Below are 14,857 nucleotides of genomic sequence, written 5' to 3'. Positions count from 1 at the left end.
CGCGATGTTTCTCGTCCTTTTCGGCACGGTCGTCATTGCGGGGATCGTTGGATATGTTTCCGAAAAGACGGGTTGGACACATAATGGATATCTGCAATCAATCATCATCTGCATCGGTGGGGCGTTCTTGTTCTACTTTGTGCGGATAATGTTCGGGTTCGGGTTTGCCAGCCCCGGCGTGAATGCCATCGTGTCTTCCATAGGGGCGCTGATTATTGTGCCGTTTCACTGGCGGCGCTGACGCTCTTTGGTATTTCTAAAAGGGTGAAGCCTGGTGTGCCGTGCCTCAAGTCTTGGGTGGCGTGCTTTTGTAGACGGGCAGATTCCAGCCAAAGGCAAGCGAGCCCGCTCTGAGCACCCATGTCGCAGCGGCGCAGGCGAGCAGCGCAATAGGTGTTTCAATAAGGTAGAGTTTGGCGGTGGCAGCGGTTGCCGCTCCGGCGAAAGCGGCGGTGACGTATAGCTCGCCTTGTTTCAGGACCACCGGCACATCGCCCACGACCACATCACGCATCAACCCGCCCATGCAGCCGGTGATCATACCCATGAGGATTACAATGGTGGGTGATTGTTCAAGCGATATGGCCACGCCCGCGCCTGCGGCAACAGCAACGGCGAGGGCAAAACTATCCAGCCAGATCAGCGCCCGCATACGGCTTTCAAACAAATGCGCGGTGAAGAAGATGACGAGGGAAGCACCGGCGGCGACGCCGAGGTACGCGGGATTGTCGATCCAGAAGATCGGATTGCGGTCGAGTAGCAGGTCTCGGATTGTGCCACCGCCCAAAGCCGTGAGGCAGGCGATAAAGGCAAAGCCTACCAGATCGAGCTGGGCTCGGCTGGCGACCAGCGCGCCGGTGATGGCAAAGACCAGCACGGCGGCATAGTCGAGAAACGCCACAACGTTCATGGTTTGAAGGGTGCCATGCCCGCCCGTGCCAAAGCGTCGGCGCGTTCGTTTTCAGGATGGCCTGCGTGGCCCTTGACCCATTCCCATGTCACCTGATGGCGGGCGTTGGCCTCGTCCAGCCGCTGCCAAAGCTCGACATTCTTGACGGGCTTTTTGGCTGCATTCTTCCAGCCGTTTTTCTTCCAGCCAAAGATCCAGCCAGTGATCCCGTTCTTGACGTAATTGCTGTCGGTCACGATCGTGATTTCGGTCGGGCGGTCCAGCGCTTCAAGCGCGTTGATTGCAGCCAACAATTCCATGCGGTTGTTGGTGGTCTGCGCTTCGCCACCTTTCAATTCGCGTTCCTTGACGATCGCGTCGCCGTCGCGCGCCTGCATCAAGGCACCCCAGCCACCGGGGCCGGGATTGCCCGAGCAGGCACCGTCTGTGTATGCGTATAATCTAGCCATATGCGCGCAGGGCTATCCAATCGGCATAGGTGCCGTCCAGCCCTTTATCGCGTCCGGTGTTGCGATCTGTGACGGTGAAACCTGCCTGCGCCACAAGATCGGTCAGTTCCGCATCAGTATAGTAGGTATAAAGGCGGCCTATGGTGTCGCGCTTTTCGCCCGTTCCGGTTTTTAACGCGATGTGAAACGTGCCGCCGGGTTTAAGCGCTTGGTGCAGGGCCGCCAGGTGGCGCGGCATCGCATTGCGCGGCGCGTGCAGCAGGCTGAAGTTGGCCCAGATGCCATCAAAGATGTCGATGCCTTTGATGTCGTCGAACGCAGTGACCTGCGCCGTGACGCCGTGGTGAGTGTTGGCCATTTCAACCATTTCTGGCACGGCGTCTGTAGCAGTGACTTTGAATCCCCGTGCCGCCATCGCACCGGCAAAGAGGCCCGGACCACATCCTAAATCAAGAATGTGCCCACCGGGCGACACTTCTTCGAGAAAGGCGGCGAAGACAGGATCCTTGGCAATGACCGGCCCTGTCACATCGGCGTATTCAGCGGCCTTGGCAGCATAGGTGCGCAGGGTTTCCGCATCGGTCACAGGAAGACGCCGATGAGCAGGCACAGCACCACGACAGCGGTCAATTGGACCCGCAGTGCCATCCACCAACTCGGGGCCAGATCCCAACGGGCAAAGGCATAATCGAGCAATAGCAGCCCGATAAAGCCCGTCGTCAGATTCGTCAGCGCCGATGTAACGCCCGTGCCGGGCATGAAAAACCACCAAAGTGCAGGCAGCACTGAGAGTGCATAAGCCGCGATGGCTTGCGAGCCGCGGGCGTTGGTCGCAAAGCCCCAGAGTACTCCGGCCATGAACGGTAAAATGATGCCGCCGTAGCGGATCATGATCAGCTTGCCGTCGCCCAAAAGCACTTGGGGTATTGGCCAATCGGGGACATTAAAGAGGCCAAGCACCAGAAGGGCGGCCCAGAGGAAAGGGGTCAGCCCGGCAAGTCCGAGCACGAAAGCGGCGGGAGGAATGCGGCCCAGCATGCGATTAGGCCCGTTCCAGCGCGAGGCGCCCCGCAAGGGCGGCAAAGATCGCTGCGAAAGACCGGTTCAGCCACCGCATCACCGGCTCGGACCCTAGTAACCAGCGGCGGGCACCGGCCGCAAAGACGCCATAAAGGACAAAGACCGCAAAGGTCATCACCATAAAGATCAGGCCCAGCAGCGCCATCTCTGCGGTTGCCGTTGCCGCAGTCCCGCTCAGAAACGGGGGCAGGAGAGCGAGAAAGAAGATCGACAGTTTCGGGTTCAGGATGTTGATTAGCGCGCCGCGCCGCGCGATGACCCAACCGGACTCGAGTGTCTTTTCAGCGCTGACAGCAAGTGCACCGCCGGATTGCAGGCTTTGCCATGCAAGATAAAGCAGATAGCTGACCCCCGCCCATTTCACGAGGGTGAACAGCAAGGCCGAGGTGTGGAGAACAGCAGCGAGCCCCAGTGTTGCGGCCGCCAGATGGGGGAGGATCCCGAAGGTGCATCCCAATGCGGCCCAAAGAGCGGCCCGCCGCCCCTGACCGAGACCGAGCGCCAGCGTATAAATCACTCCCGTGCCGGGGGTAATGACCACAACAAAGGCGGTGAGCAGGAATTGCAGGGAGATCATCAGCTTAAATCCTTTCGGCTGCACAGACCCGGATAGTCCGTCACCAGTCCGAATTTGTCTACTGTGAGATCGGCGGTGTAACCGCTTTCCTCCTCCCCATACACCCAACCGTTCTGCCACTTCGTGTAAGACTGTTGCATGACCTTCATCTCGAGGTCGGGCGCGGTGACCATAACGACGTCAAATGTGCCGGCCTCCGTCGCATTGCCGTCAAGACGTTTGATGGGAAAGGTATTGGTGACAGCAGTCCAGCTTAGATCAAGGTCGAAGACATTGGCGCTGCCGGGCAAAAGGCCTGTGTTCGTCTCGAACCACCCGGCGCTGGTCCGGTTCAAGGTGATGCCCGCCGCATCGCTGGTGACTTCCAGCGACTGGCAAAGAAAACCGGCGTCCAGTTTGATCAGATATCGGATGTCGCCGTGTCGGCCGGCGACGCGCCAGCCTTGGGTTTCGCGGATGATTTGCGCTCGGTCATAGCTGCCATCGTGCCACTCCCATATAACGGAGTGCTGCGATGCCTCAGGCCGGTTCACGCAGCACCCGTGGCACTTTGAACTCGACATTCTCAACGGCGGTTTCCACCAATTCCTCAGTCACATCGAACCGCGTGGCAAAGGCGTCGATCACTTCGTTGATCAGGATCTCAGGGGCAGAGGCACCGGCGGTGATGCCGATGCTGGTGATGCCCTCAAGGCTGCGCCAGTCGATGTCAGCGGCGCGCTGCACAAGTTGCGCGTATTTGCAGCCAGCGCGTGCACCGACTTCGACAAGGCGTTTTGAGTTTGACGAATTAGGCGCACCAACCACCAGCATTGCGTCGCATTTGGGGGCCATCGCCTTGACCGCCTCCTGCCGATTGGTGGTGGCGTAACAGATGTCTTCCTTGTGCGGACCAACGATCGACGGGAACCGCGCCCGCAAGGCAGCGACAATATCGGCAGTGTCGTCAACGCTCAGCGTTGTTTGTGTGACATAGGCGAGTCTTTCAGGATCGCGCACCTCAACCCGCCCCACGTCTTCGGGGGTTTCCACCAGCAGGACTTCACCTTCGGGCAACTGGCCCATGGTGCCAACGGTTTCGGGGTGGCCGTCGTGGCCAATCATAATCATCTGAAGACCGGCATCCGCGTGCCGTTGTGCTTCGATATGAACCTTGCTGACCAAAGGACAGGTTGCATCGACATAGACCATCTGCCGAGCCGCCGCGGCGCTGGGCACAGATTTCGGCACGCCATGCGCAGAAAAGATCACCGGGCGGTCATCGGGGCATTGGTCAAGCTCTTCGACAAAGATCGCACCCTTGTCGCGCAGGCCATCAACGACGAATTTGTTATGCACGATCTCGTGGCGCACATAGACAGGGGCACCCCACTTCTCCAACGCCATCTCGACGATCTTGATAGCGCGGTCCACACCGGCACAAAAGCCACGCGGTGCGGCAAGATAGAGGGTGAGAGGGGGCTTGGTCATCAGGCGCTCCTTGGGTTGCCCTAGACCTAAACACTCAGGCGGAAGGGATCAATCGTTGCGCACAGGCTCATTGTCGCGCGGGGGGCGACCAATGACATCGCGCAGGTCTTCTAACTCGATGAAGTTATCAACCTGACGGCGCAGCTCGTCCGAGATCATCGGTGGCTGACTGCGAATGGTGGATACACAAGACACGCGTACGCCCTGGCGCTGCAGGCTTTCGACCAGAGGCCGGAAATCACCATCGCCGGAAAAGATGACGATATGGTCGACATGCGGGGCCAGTTCCATTGCGTTCACGGCCAACTCAATGTCCATGTTGCCCTTTACCTTACGGCGGCCCATGCTGTCGGTGTATTCCTTGGCGGGCTTGGTCACCATGGTGAACCCGTTGTAGTTCAGCCAATCGACCAACGGCCGGATCGGCGAATACTCATCGTTTTCCAGCAAGGCGGTATAGTAGAACGCGCGCAGCAGCTTGCCGCGGCGCATGAATTCGTGGCGCAGAAGTTTGTAATCGATGTCAAAACCAAGGGTTTTTCCGGCCGCGTAAAGATTTGCGCCATCAATAAAAAGCGCAAGGCGCTCGTCTTTATAAAACATTTCTATTCCTTTTGACGTCTTGGCGTCATACTCGCGACCGACATTCTTAGTATGCTGGTCTTCAAATGATTTTATTCAAAACCGGGACCATCACCTGCACGCTCGGCTAACTAGTGGTTTTTAGACCTGCTGCAAGTGCAAGAACACGGGGAAACTGGCGGATAAATGCTCACACGCAATCATAGCATACTTTTGGCGCTCGGGGCTAACCTGACGTCACCGATGGGGCCGCCCCCCGTGACTCTGCGGGCTGCGCTGGAGGCATTGCGGGATGCAGGCGCGGTGATTCGAAAGACAAGCGCATTTTACCAGACACCGGCATTCCCAAAGGGAAACGGCCCTGATTATGTGAACGCCGCTGCACTGATGGATGTCACATGGTCGCCCGAGCAAACGATCGCGGAACTGCACCGGATCGAGGCGATGTTTGCCCGGTCCCGTGATGTGCGCTGGGGGCAGCGGACGCTTGATCTGGATCTGATAGCGCAAGGCGATCTGGTGCTGCCGGATGCGAAAACCCATGCAATATGGCGTAATCTGGCGTTGAAAGCGCAGATGCAGCAGGTGCCGGATACGCTGATCTTGCCCCATCCCCGTCTGCAAGAGCGCGCCTTTGTGCTGGTGCCCCTGGCCGATGTGGCACCTGATTGGGTGCATCCGGTGTTGCAGCAGACCGTGACCCAGATGCGCGACGCCCTCGATCCGGCAGAAGTCGAAGCGGTCAAACCCCTTGAATAACGGGTTGTAAATCTGATGAAAGGGCCATACATACGCGTCTTCTGGCTAAATTCATGATATTGGAGCAGCAACATGGCACGCGTTACCGTCGAAGATTGTGTGGACAAAGTTCCCAACCGTTTCGAGCTTGTTATGCTGGCTGCCCACCGGGCGCGTGAAATCTCGGCCGGGTCTGCGGTGACCGTAGACCGGGACAATGACAAGAACCCTGTCGTTTCCCTGCGCGAGATTGCGGAGGAGACCCAGTCGGCGGATGATCTGCGTGAGCGTCTGATCGAAAGCAACCAGAGCCAGATCGAGGTGGATGAGCCCGAAGAGGATGCAATGGCACTGCTTATGGGTGCAGAACAGGACAAGCCTGAAGAAGACAGTATGTCCGAAGAGATGCTCTTGCGTCAGTTGATGGCAGCACAGGGTCAGGGCTAACCAGACCTTTCGAGGTCATGAGGCAGTTAAATGGACAGCGCCAACACGACTGCCGATGATCTGATCGCACTTGTCCGGGCCTATAACCCGAAAACCAGTACCAGAGCACTGCGTGCGGCCTATGACTATGGCCGCAAGATGCATGAGGGGCAGAAACGCCACTCGGGTGAGCCCTATTTCACGCATCCTGTCGCGGTCGCGGCCATTCTGACTGAGCAGCAGTTGGATGATGCCACGATTATCACCGCCCTTTTGCATGACACCGTTGAAGACACCCGTGCCTCTTATGCGGATATTGAACGGTTGTTCAGTAAGGAGGTGGCAGAGCTGGTCGATGGCGTGACCAAGCTGACGAACCTGCAGCTGAACTCGACCGAAACCAAACAGGCCGAGAACTTTCGCAAGCTGTTCATGGCCATGTCCAAAGATCTGCGTGTTATTCTGGTCAAGCTGGCGGATCGTTTGCACAACATGCGCACGATCAAGGCGATGCGCGTCGAGAAGCAGGCGAAAAAGGCCCGTGAAACGATGGACATCTATGCGCCACTTGCCGGGCGCATGGGTATGCAGTGGATGCGCGAAGAGCTGGAAGACCTGTCGTTTCGCGTCCTGAACCCCGAAGGCCGGGCCAGCATCATCCGCCGCTTTATCACGCTGCAGCGCGAAACCGGCGATGTCATCCAGCGGATCACCGGTGACATGCGCTTGGAGTTGGACAAGGCGGGCATTCAGGCAGAGGTTTTTGGCCGCGCCAAGAAGCCTTATTCAATTTGGCGCAAGATGCAGGAGAAAGAGCAAAGCTTCTCTCGATTGTCGGATATCTACGGTTTTCGCATCATCACCGGTAGCGACGAGGATTGCTACCGCATTCTGGGGGTGATCCATGGCCGCTGGCGGGCTGTGCCGGGGCGGTTCAAGGATTACATCAGTCAGCCCAAATCGAACGGGTACCGGTCGATCCATACCACAGTCTCCGGACGCGATGGCAAGCGTGTCGAGGTGCAGATCAGAACGCGCCAGATGCATGACGTGGCCGAAACAGGTGTGGCCGCGCATTGGTCATACCGCGACGGCAAACGATCCCAGAACCCTTTCGCAGTCGACCCTGCCAAATGGATTTCGCAGCTTTCCGAGCAGTTCAATGCCGAAGAGGATCACGAGGATTTCCTTGAGGCGGTCAAGCTTGAGATGTATGCCGATCAGGTCTTTTGCTTCACGCCCAAGGGCGAGGTGGTCAAACTGCCGCGAGGGGCCACGCCGATTGACTTTGCCTATGCCATCCACACGCGCATCGGCAATGACTGTGTCGGGGCCAAGATCGACGGCATGCGCGTGCCACTTTGGACCCGTGTCAAGAACGGCCAGTCCATCGAGATTATCCGCGCCCAAGGCCAGATGCCCCAGACCACATGGCTTGATATCGCGACGACCGGCAAAGCAAAATCCGCGATCCGCCGATCCCTGCGCGAAGCGGACAAGCAGCGATTTGTGAAACTGGGGCAGGAACTTGCGCGCTCGGCCTTTGCACAGGTGGGCAAGAAGGCCACCGATAAGGTTTTGCGCACTGCGGCCAAGAACATGCGGCTTGACGGTCCACAGGACCTGCTGGCGCGGTTGGGCAGTTCTGAACTGTTGGGGCGCGAAGTGGTGCAGTCCGTCTATCCTGACATCGCGCCCAAATCAGGAGAGCAGATTGCAGGCGACCGCGCCGTGGTCGGGCTTGAACCGGGGCAATCCTTTACCCGTGCGGCCTGTTGCACCCCTTTGCCGGGGGAGCGGATTGTCGGCATCTCATCGCGCGGCAAAGGCATGTCTGTGCACGCCATTGATTGCGAAAAACTGAGCGAATATGAAGACCAGCCTGATCGCTGGACCGACCTGCGGTGGCAGGAAGGCAACCACCCGGCGGTCAATGGCACCGTTCTGGATTTGACAATCGGCAACGGTGCAGGGGTGCTGGGGCGCATTTGCACTTTGATCGGTGAAGCCTCGGCAAATATCTCTGATCTGGAATTTTTGGAACGCAAACCTGACTTTTACAGGATCCTGATCTATCTGGACCTAAGAGACGTTGCACATCTGCATTCGCTGATGTCGACGCTTGAAGCTGAGGGTGACGTTGCTGCGGTAAGCAGGTATCGCAAAATTGACGTGCATATGCCCCCTCGATGACTTTTACAGCCGTTACGCCTTCTGGCGTTGCAACAGACTGACGCAGGACAGCCACTTTGATCTTCAAACGCCGTGACCCAAAGCCGACATTGCGAGCGATGGCAGAGTTCCTCTGGCCGCGCGGTGGCTGGTCACGTGCGTTTACCTATGTCAAACACCGGATGCGCCGACTGCCGGACAGTCCCGAACGGATCGCACGCGGCATCTGGGCAGGTGTTTTCATCACCTTCACCCCGTTGTTCGGGATGCATTTCGTGGCTGCCGTGCTTCTGGCGCGTCTTATGAAGGGAAATATCATTGCGGCGCTGATGGCGACCTTTGTGGGCAACCCGCTGACCTTTGTGTTTATCGCGCTGTCCTCTCTCAAGACGGGCCATTGGATCCTTGGTACCGACCTGGAGGAAGGCGAGCTGCGCGCATTGAGCCGCAAATTTGGCGATGCGGGCAGTGATCTGTGGCACAATTTCGTCGCCGCCTTCACCGATGCGACAATGGATTGGTCTGGCCTCGCGATTTTCTCGCGCGATGTGTTTTACCCCTACCTCATAGGCAGCATCGTTCCGGGCGTTATTTGCGGCACGATCGCCTACTACCTTGCCGTCCCGATTTTGCATGCCTATCAAAAACGTCGTCGGGGTTTGATCAAGGCCAAGTTTGAGGCGATCAAAGCCAAAAGTGCTGCAAAGGCGGATGCAAAGCGCAAAGTGAACGAAGTCAAATAGGAAGGATGCGACATGTCAGGCAGTGACACCCTCAGATTGGGCGTGAACATCGACCATGTGGCGACCGTACGCAATGCACGCGGTGGTGCCTATCCTGATCCGCTGCGCGCCGCACGAATTGCAGAAGAGGCGGGTGCCGACGGCATTACCGCGCACCTGCGCGAAGACCGTCGCCACATTTCCGACGCTGATATCGAAGGGTTGATGGAGGTTCTGACCGTTCCGCTGAACTTCGAGATGGCAGCAACCGATGAAATGCAGAAGATTGCGCTGCGTCACAGACCACATGCGGTGTGCATCGTGCCAGAAAAGCGCGAGGAGCGTACCACCGAAGGCGGTCTGGAAGTTGCGCGCGAAGAAAACCGTTTGGCGCATTTCATTGCGCCTCTGCGCGAGGCGGGTAGCCGTGTGTCAATCTTTATCGCCGCTGACAAGCGTCAGATTGAAGCGGCAAACCGCATCGGTGCGCAGGTGATCGAGCTGCATAGCGGTGCCTATTGCGATGCCTACAGCGAAGGCCGTTATGATGAGGCGGACGCCGAGCTGCAAAAGATGCGTGAGATGTCGGGGTTTGCCCATGACCTGGGTCTTGAAGTGCATGTGGGGCACGGACTGACCTATGATACAGTTTCTCCCGTTGCGGCCTTTCCCGAGGTGCGAGAGCTGAACATCGGGCACTTTCTGATTGGTGAGGCGATATTCCTCGGCCTTGCACCCGCGATCAAAGAGATGCGGCGTTTGATGGACGAGGCGCGTGCATGAACGGGACGGTTGAGCCCACAGCGTTAGAGCGCGAGATCATGGCCAGTATCAACGACTGGGCGCTTCAGATTGATGCGAACGAAGATGGGCCTGCCTTTACCGCAGCGATCATTCATGAGGGCCGCGAATTGGTGCGCGGCCGCAATACATCGCGACAAGACAATAATCCGACGCACCATGCGGAGGTTGTGACGATCGGCAAGGCAACTGGAGCGCTGGACAGTCGGCACCTGCATGGGTGTACGCTAATCTCGTCTTGCCAACCCTGCGAGATGTGTTTGGCTGCAATGCGTTGGGCCGGGATCGACCGTGTGATCTTTGCCGCGCAACAAGAAAACATCGACGCCGCGATGTTCCAGTTTCCCAGTCTGGTTTTGCCGCAGTATCACGCGGCTTGCGGCGGTGGGTTTGACTACGCGGGTGGGGTCCACGCCGAAATGGTCAATCACATCTACCGCGAAACCGCGACCCGCTGGAGTGCCGACTGATGATCCTCGGGATCGGAACTGATTTGGCCAACATCGAGCGTATCCAGGGCACGCTAGACCGCTTTGGGGATCGGTTTCGCAATCGCGTGTTCACGGAAACAGAGCAGCGCAAGGCCGAGCGGCGCAAGGATGTCGCAGGGACCTATGCCAAACGCTGGGCTGCGAAGGAGGCTTGTTCCAAGGCTTTGGGTACAGGGCTTCGCATGGGGATCGCCTGGCGCGATATGGCCGTCAGCAATATGCACACCGGTCAACCGATCATGCATGTCACTGGCTGGGCAGCCGAGCGTCTGGCCGGGATGACACCGGCAGGCCATGAGGCGATTATCCACGTTACCTTGACCGATGATCACCCTTGGGCGCAGGCTTTTGTCCTCATCGAAGCGCGGCCTATAGCGCAAACCGGCTGACACGCTCGGTGCCGGAACGACTGCAAAGCATCGGGACAGCCAGCCCATCTTGACAGCAGCGCCGCCCACCCGCATGTAACCTCAAATCTGATCGAAAAGGATACGGCATGGCCGACAAGGAAAAATCCGGCAATGCCTTTGTCGAAACGGTCAAGACAATCGTCTATGCGCTGGTGATCGCAGGCGTGTTTCGTACGCTGTTCTTTCAGCCGTTCTGGATCCCCTCCGGCTCTATGAAAGAGACATTGCTGATTGGTGATTTCCTGTTCGTGAACAAGATGGCCTATGGCTATTCCTATGCCTCCTGTCCGTCTTTGATGTTGCCCCGCTTTGGCATTGAAGTAGACGCACTGGATGTTTGTGGAGCCTTTGATGGCGACAACACCCGTCTTTGGGGGGGCGAGCCTGAGCGCGGCGACGTGGTGGTCTTTCGCCATCCGGTGTCGGGCCGCGATTACATCAAACGTCTGACGGGGTTGCCCGGTGATACGATCCAGATGAAAGCCGGTGTTCTGCATATCAACGACACGCCGGTCGAATTGGAAGACGCCGGTGTCTTCGAAGAAGTCATGGCCGCACAGGGGCCACAACGGCTGCGCCCGCGCTGCGAGAATGGACCGGTCGGCGAAGGTGGTGTTTGCACAAAATCCCGCCAGACCGAGACCCTGCCGAATGGGGTGTCTTACAGCATTCTCAATATCGCGAACCAGCAGTCCGACAACACAGGCATCTATTCAGTGCCCGAGGGGCATTACTTCTTTATGGGTGACAACCGCGACAACTCGGCAGACAGCCGTCTGCCGCAGCAAGTGGGCGGTGTAGGGTTCGTCCCTTACGAGAACCTCATCGGGCGCGCGGACCGGATCATGTTCAGTTCGGCCGGGTCTTCGATGTTGTATTTCTGGACATGGCGCGGCGACCGTTTCTTTAAAGGGGTTGAATGAAGCTGAGCGGCGATCTCAAAGCCTTCCAGGGGCGCATCGGACATGTATTTTCCGATCCCGGTCTCTTGGTGCGCGCGGTTACCCATGCCTCTATGTCTTCGGCCAATCGGGATGATAACCAAAGGTTGGAGTTTCTCGGCGACCGTGTGCTGGGTCTTGTGATGGCCGAGGCTCTGTTGGAGCTTGATCCAACTGCGGCCGAGGGGCAACTGGCACCGCGCTTCAATGCGCTGGTCCGCAAGGAAACCTGCGCCGATGTGGCGCGGGAAATCGATCTGGGAAAAGTGCTGAAACTGGGCCGGTCCGAGATGATTTCGGGCGGGCGACGCAAACAGGCGCTGCTGGGCGATGCGATTGAAGCGGTGATTGCTGCGGTCTACCAAGACGGTGGTTTTGATGCGGCGAAAGACCTGATTTTGCGGCTTTGGGGCGACCGGGTTCAATCTGTCGAAGAAGATGCCCGCGATGCCAAGACGGCTTTGCAGGAATGGGCGCAGGCGCGCAAACTGCAACCCCCGCGCTATGTCCAGACAGACCGCAGCGGGCCGGACCACGCGCCGGTCTTTACCATCGCGGCCAGGTTGGAAAACGGATATGAGGCTTATGCAACGGCTTCATCGAAACGCGCAGCGGAACAAGCCGCGGCAACGACGCTTTTGACGCAACTGGAGAACGAGACATGACACAATCCCCCTCGACAGCGCAGAGGGCCGGATTTGTTGCCCTGATCGGAGAGCCGAACGCGGGTAAATCAACCCTGCTGAACCGCATGGTGGGTGCCAAGGTCTCGATCGTGACGCACAAGGTGCAAACCACGCGTGCGCGTATTCGCGGTGTCGCGATGGAAGGGCAGGCGCAGATTGTGTTCGTCGATACGCCAGGCTTGTTCCAGCCGCGTCGCCGACTGGACCGTGCGATGGTCGCCGCCGCTTGGGGCGGGGCGGCGGATGCCGATGTGGTGGTGCTTTTGATCGAAGCGAACCGGGGTATGACCGAAGGGGTGGAACGCATCCTTGATGGTTTGTCAGAAATTGGCAAAGGCCGTAAAGTGGCTCTGGCCATCAACAAGATCGACCGGGTCGAAGCGCCGGTTCTGTTGGGTCTGACCGAAAAGATGAACGAGCGCTTTGAGTTTGCCGAAACATTTATGATTTCGGCGGAGCGCGGGCACGGCGTGGATGCGCTGCGCCAATGGCTGGCCGGAGAATTGCCCGAGGGGCCGTGGCTGTACCCCGAAGACCAAATTGCCGATCTGCCGATGCGCATGATCGCCGCCGAGATGACGCGCGAGAAACTGACCCTGCGCCTGCATCAGGAATTGCCCTATCAATTGACGGTAGAGACGGAGAACTGGGAGGAACGGCCCGACGGATCGGCGCGGATCGACCAACTGATCTATGTTGTGCGCGACGGTCACAAGGGCATCGTGCTGGGCAACAAGGGCGAGACGATCAAAGCTGTCAGCAAGGCCGCGCGCGAGGAATTGGAAGAGTTTCTTGGCCGCCGCATTCATCTGTTTTTGCAGGTAAAGGTCCGCTCCAACTGGCTGGACGAGGCGGAACGCTATTCCGAAATGGGGCTGGATTTCAAAGACGGCAACAGCTGAACTCAGGCCGCCGTGCCGGTGGCAAATGCAGTGTCGGGTATTTGAAAAAGGGTGAAGGAGAGGGCCGGTGCCAAGACTGACAGCACGGTTCTGGGTCGATGCCTATCTGGCGCGCTTGGCTGTGTTCGACATTCCGGCCTTTGTTGTAACGCATGGCGATGACACCGGCGGCGCGGTTCTGGTCAAGCTTGCCACACTGGATGGTCAGGCGGTGGTGTTTCAGCGGTCATTCGATCTGATGAGCGGAGAGCGGGCTTGGGTCGAACTGACCAGCGGGGCAGAACGTGATGTGGACGAGGCGGTGACCCGGCAGCGCAGTTTTGATCCCGATCTTTGGGTGATCGAAGTGGAAGATAGACAGGGGCGGCATCTTCTGGATCAAGAGGGTCTGGCCTGATGGAGTGGCGCGATCAGGGGATACTGTTGAGTGCGCGCCGCCATGCAGAGACATCCGCGATTATTGAAGTGTTTACGCCGTCACACGGGCGGCATGCGGGCGTTGTGCGCGGGGGCACGAGTCGCAAGATCGCTCCCATCCTACAGCCTGGTGCACAACTCGATGTTTCCTGGCGTGGGCGGCTGGAAGAACATATCGGCAGTTTCACCGTGGAGCCGGTACGCAGCCGTGCAGCCATTGCGATGAGTGACCGATTGGCTTTGGCGGGGCTGAACGCGGTGACCGGGCTTTTGGCGTTTTGTCTGCCCGAGCGCGAGGCGCATCCCCCGCTTTACGCCCGGACCGAAGCTTTGCTGGATCTGCTGGGGCAGGGCGATTTGTGGCCCCTGGCCTATCTGAAGTGGGAATTGGCGCTGTTGGAGGAGATGGGCTACGGCCTTGATCTGACGGAATGCGCGGTAACAGGGGCGGTGGATGGCCTGGTTTATGTGTCGCCCAAATCTGGACGGGCAGTATCGGCCGCAGGGGCCGGCGAATGGGCCGAAAAGCTCTTGCCCCTGCCAGAGGTGCTTCGCGGCGTTGGCGCTGCACCGGATGCGGAAATTGCGCAAGGTTTTGTCACGACGGGATACTTTCTGACGGCGCATCTGGCGAAGGATCTTGGTGACAAGCCCTTGCCGGAAGCACGCGCCCGATTTGTCGAGGCGTTCAGCCGCGGGCTTTGAAAATCATCAACGATTTTTCTTCGTCCGACAGCGTGAGCGTGTCGCCGTCGATCACGACGACTGATGCTAGGCTGAGCGCTTTAAAATACGCGGTCTCGGCTTGCAACTCCGGACAGGCGCGGCGGGTTGCCATGATCGGGCCAAGTTTGATCCACGGATACGGGGTGCGGTTGGTGCTGCGAAAGCTGTTGCAAGGCCCTCGTCCTGCTACCTCATGCCGGGCGGGAAAAGTAAGGGTCGCCTTTGCATCAAACGGATCACCATGGAGCGAGACCAGGTGCCATTCGCGGTCCGCTCCTCCATATCGCCAGACGGTTTCGTCGGGTTGCAATGTATGCGCAATCATCAGGGTGGAAAGGAGGAGGTGCCAAATCATTC

General features: G+C 58.4%; 22 protein-coding genes. 13 read left to right on the top strand and 9 right to left on the bottom strand.

Translation table 11 applies throughout. The features are described from left to right. Window positions 1-4: 4 nt before the first annotated feature. Window positions 5-241 (top strand): hypothetical protein, encoded by a 237-nt coding sequence (locus tag Z945_RS0106865; protein WP_025051362.1) that lies wholly within the window; start codon window positions 5-7, stop codon window positions 239-241. 45 nt (window positions 242-286) lie between these two features. On the opposite strand, the gene Z945_RS0106860 is transcribed toward Z945_RS0106865, so the two are convergent. The 8 genes from Z945_RS0106860 to Z945_RS0106825 are packed head-to-tail and all read right to left on the bottom strand — an operon-like array spanning window position 287 to window position 5,089. Next, complete coding sequence (locus Z945_RS0106860) at window positions 287-910, bottom strand: trimeric intracellular cation channel family protein (RefSeq protein ID WP_025051361.1); 624 nt, start codon at window positions 908-910, stop codon at window positions 287-289. Next, complete coding sequence (gene rnhA / locus Z945_RS0106855; RefSeq protein WP_025051360.1) at window positions 907-1,359, bottom strand: ribonuclease HI; 453 nt, start codon at window positions 1,357-1,359, stop codon at window positions 907-909. Before rnhA ends, Z945_RS0106860 begins: the two co-directional genes overlap by 4 nt. Further along, complete coding sequence (locus tag Z945_RS0106850; protein WP_025051359.1) at window positions 1,352-1,945, bottom strand: class I SAM-dependent methyltransferase; 594 nt, start codon at window positions 1,943-1,945, stop codon at window positions 1,352-1,354. The genes rnhA and Z945_RS0106850 overlap by 8 nt, the downstream gene beginning before the upstream one ends. Beyond that, window positions 1,942-2,397, bottom strand: coding sequence for a DUF3429 domain-containing protein (locus Z945_RS0106845; protein ID WP_037970758.1), 456 nt, complete (start codon window positions 2,395-2,397; stop codon window positions 1,942-1,944). Before Z945_RS0106845 ends, Z945_RS0106850 begins: the two co-directional genes overlap by 4 nt. A gap of 4 nt (window positions 2,398-2,401) precedes the next feature. Then, a complete protein-coding gene (locus tag Z945_RS0106840) occupies window positions 2,402-3,016 on the bottom strand; it encodes a LysE family translocator (protein ID WP_025051357.1) in 615 nt (204 codons plus the stop codon). Further along, window positions 3,016-3,549: a putative glycolipid-binding domain-containing protein gene (locus Z945_RS20045; RefSeq protein ID WP_025051356.1), complete on the bottom strand. Its 534-nt coding sequence runs from the start codon at window positions 3,547-3,549 to the stop codon at window positions 3,016-3,018. The genes Z945_RS0106840 and Z945_RS20045 overlap by 1 nt, the downstream gene beginning before the upstream one ends. Next, a complete protein-coding gene (gene ispH, locus Z945_RS0106830; protein WP_025051355.1) occupies window positions 3,536-4,486 on the bottom strand; it encodes a 4-hydroxy-3-methylbut-2-enyl diphosphate reductase in 951 nt (316 codons plus the stop codon). The genes Z945_RS20045 and ispH overlap by 14 nt, the downstream gene beginning before the upstream one ends. 48 nt (window positions 4,487-4,534) lie before the next feature. Further along, window positions 4,535-5,089: a LabA-like NYN domain-containing protein gene (locus Z945_RS0106825; protein ID WP_025051354.1), complete on the bottom strand. Its 555-nt coding sequence runs from the start codon at window positions 5,087-5,089 to the stop codon at window positions 4,535-4,537. Between the two features lie 165 nt (window positions 5,090-5,254). On the opposite strand from Z945_RS0106825, the gene folK reads away from it, so the two are divergent. From folK to recO, 12 genes are all read left to right on the top strand, one after another. Next, window positions 5,255-5,827 carry a 2-amino-4-hydroxy-6-hydroxymethyldihydropteridine diphosphokinase gene (folK, locus tag Z945_RS0106820; protein ID WP_025051353.1) on the top strand — a complete coding sequence of 191 codons (573 nt, stop codon included), beginning with the start codon at window positions 5,255-5,257 and terminating at the stop codon, window positions 5,825-5,827. Window positions 5,828-5,899: 72 nt separating this feature from the next. Continuing rightward, complete coding sequence (gene rpoZ / locus Z945_RS0106815; protein WP_025051352.1) at window positions 5,900-6,253, top strand: DNA-directed RNA polymerase subunit omega; 354 nt, start codon at window positions 5,900-5,902, stop codon at window positions 6,251-6,253. A gap of 30 nt (window positions 6,254-6,283) precedes the next feature. Further along, complete coding sequence (locus tag Z945_RS0106810; RefSeq protein ID WP_025051351.1) at window positions 6,284-8,425, top strand: RelA/SpoT family protein; 2,142 nt, start codon at window positions 6,284-6,286, stop codon at window positions 8,423-8,425. A gap of 56 nt (window positions 8,426-8,481) precedes the next feature. Beyond that, window positions 8,482-9,147: a DUF2062 domain-containing protein gene (locus Z945_RS0106805; RefSeq protein WP_025051350.1), complete on the top strand. Its 666-nt coding sequence runs from the start codon at window positions 8,482-8,484 to the stop codon at window positions 9,145-9,147. Window positions 9,148-9,159: 12 nt separating this feature from the next. Next, a complete protein-coding gene (locus Z945_RS0106800; protein WP_025051349.1) occupies window positions 9,160-9,909 on the top strand; it encodes a pyridoxine 5'-phosphate synthase in 750 nt (249 codons plus the stop codon). Next, window positions 9,906-10,397 (top strand): nucleoside deaminase, encoded by a 492-nt coding sequence (locus Z945_RS0106795; RefSeq protein ID WP_025051348.1) that lies wholly within the window; start codon window positions 9,906-9,908, stop codon window positions 10,395-10,397. Before Z945_RS0106800 ends, Z945_RS0106795 begins: the two co-directional genes overlap by 4 nt. After that, on the top strand, window positions 10,397-10,807 hold the full coding sequence (gene acpS / locus Z945_RS0106790) for a holo-ACP synthase (RefSeq protein ID WP_025051347.1): 411 nt from the start codon (window positions 10,397-10,399) through the stop codon (window positions 10,805-10,807). The genes Z945_RS0106795 and acpS overlap by 1 nt, the downstream gene beginning before the upstream one ends. A 107-nt stretch (window positions 10,808-10,914) precedes the next feature. Further along, a complete protein-coding gene (gene lepB / locus Z945_RS0106785; protein WP_025051346.1) occupies window positions 10,915-11,751 on the top strand; it encodes a signal peptidase I in 837 nt (278 codons plus the stop codon). After that, window positions 11,748-12,434 (top strand): ribonuclease III, encoded by a 687-nt coding sequence (rnc, locus tag Z945_RS0106780; protein ID WP_025051345.1) that lies wholly within the window; start codon window positions 11,748-11,750, stop codon window positions 12,432-12,434. The genes lepB and rnc overlap by 4 nt, the downstream gene beginning before the upstream one ends. After that, the gene (era, locus tag Z945_RS0106775) at window positions 12,431-13,357 is read left to right on the top strand and encodes a GTPase Era (RefSeq protein WP_025051344.1); all 927 of its coding nucleotides are present in this window, start codon (window positions 12,431-12,433) and stop codon (window positions 13,355-13,357) included. The genes rnc and era overlap by 4 nt, the downstream gene beginning before the upstream one ends. Window positions 13,358-13,424: 67 nt before the next feature. Then, entirely contained in the window at window positions 13,425-13,754 is a 330-nt protein-coding gene (locus Z945_RS0106770) for a DUF1491 family protein (RefSeq protein ID WP_025051343.1), read from the top strand. Then, window positions 13,754-14,479, top strand: coding sequence for a DNA repair protein RecO (gene recO, locus Z945_RS0106765; protein WP_025051342.1), 726 nt, complete (start codon window positions 13,754-13,756; stop codon window positions 14,477-14,479). Before Z945_RS0106770 ends, recO begins: the two co-directional genes overlap by 1 nt. Here the strand turns inward: recO and Z945_RS0106760 are convergent. Next, window positions 14,463-14,855, bottom strand: coding sequence for an META domain-containing protein (locus Z945_RS0106760; protein WP_025051341.1), 393 nt, complete (start codon window positions 14,853-14,855; stop codon window positions 14,463-14,465). The genes recO and Z945_RS0106760 overlap by 17 nt on opposite strands. Window positions 14,856-14,857 lie beyond the last annotated feature (2 nt).

The organism is Sulfitobacter noctilucae (assembly GCF_000622365.1).
Lineage (GTDB): Bacteria > Pseudomonadota > Alphaproteobacteria > Rhodobacterales > Rhodobacteraceae > Sulfitobacter > Sulfitobacter noctilucae.
The sequence above is the reverse complement of the archived record's forward strand: the minus strand, read 5'-3'. Positions and strand labels throughout refer to the sequence as shown.

What these genes read in the sequence shown, in the direction of transcription:
- Z945_RS0106865 (WP_025051362.1), top strand. Translation starts at nt 5, where the DNA reads ATGTTTCTCGTCCTTTTCGGCACGGTCGTCATTGCGGGGATCGTTGGA.
- Z945_RS0106860 (WP_025051361.1), bottom strand. Translation starts at nt 910, where the DNA reads ATGAACGTTGTGGCGTTTCTCGACTATGCCGCCGTGCTGGTCTTTGCC.
- rnhA (WP_025051360.1), bottom strand. Translation starts at nt 1,359, where the DNA reads ATGGCTAGATTATACGCATACACAGACGGTGCCTGCTCGGGCAATCCC.
- Z945_RS0106845 (WP_037970758.1), bottom strand. Translation starts at nt 2,397, where the DNA reads ATGCTGGGCCGCATTCCTCCCGCCGCTTTCGTGCTCGGACTTGCCGGG.
- Z945_RS0106840 (WP_025051357.1), bottom strand. Translation starts at nt 3,016, where the DNA reads ATGATCTCCCTGCAATTCCTGCTCACCGCCTTTGTTGTGGTCATTACC.
- ispH (WP_025051355.1), bottom strand. Translation starts at nt 4,486, where the DNA reads ATGACCAAGCCCCCTCTCACCCTCTATCTTGCCGCACCGCGTGGCTTT.
- Z945_RS0106825 (WP_025051354.1), bottom strand. Translation starts at nt 5,089, where the DNA reads ATGTTTTATAAAGACGAGCGCCTTGCGCTTTTTATTGATGGCGCAAAT.
- folK (WP_025051353.1), top strand. Translation starts at nt 5,255, where the DNA reads ATGCTCACACGCAATCATAGCATACTTTTGGCGCTCGGGGCTAACCTG.
- rpoZ (WP_025051352.1), top strand. Translation starts at nt 5,900, where the DNA reads ATGGCACGCGTTACCGTCGAAGATTGTGTGGACAAAGTTCCCAACCGT.
- Z945_RS0106810 (WP_025051351.1), top strand. Translation starts at nt 6,284, where the DNA reads ATGGACAGCGCCAACACGACTGCCGATGATCTGATCGCACTTGTCCGG.
- Z945_RS0106800 (WP_025051349.1), top strand. Translation starts at nt 9,160, where the DNA reads ATGTCAGGCAGTGACACCCTCAGATTGGGCGTGAACATCGACCATGTG.
- Z945_RS0106795 (WP_025051348.1), top strand. Translation starts at nt 9,906, where the DNA reads ATGAACGGGACGGTTGAGCCCACAGCGTTAGAGCGCGAGATCATGGCC.
- acpS (WP_025051347.1), top strand. Translation starts at nt 10,397, where the DNA reads ATGATCCTCGGGATCGGAACTGATTTGGCCAACATCGAGCGTATCCAG.
- lepB (WP_025051346.1), top strand. Translation starts at nt 10,915, where the DNA reads ATGGCCGACAAGGAAAAATCCGGCAATGCCTTTGTCGAAACGGTCAAG.
- rnc (WP_025051345.1), top strand. Translation starts at nt 11,748, where the DNA reads ATGAAGCTGAGCGGCGATCTCAAAGCCTTCCAGGGGCGCATCGGACAT.
- era (WP_025051344.1), top strand. Translation starts at nt 12,431, where the DNA reads ATGACACAATCCCCCTCGACAGCGCAGAGGGCCGGATTTGTTGCCCTG.
- recO (WP_025051342.1), top strand. Translation starts at nt 13,754, where the DNA reads ATGGAGTGGCGCGATCAGGGGATACTGTTGAGTGCGCGCCGCCATGCA.
- Z945_RS0106760 (WP_025051341.1), bottom strand. Translation starts at nt 14,855, where the DNA reads ATGATTTGGCACCTCCTCCTTTCCACCCTGATGATTGCGCATACATTG.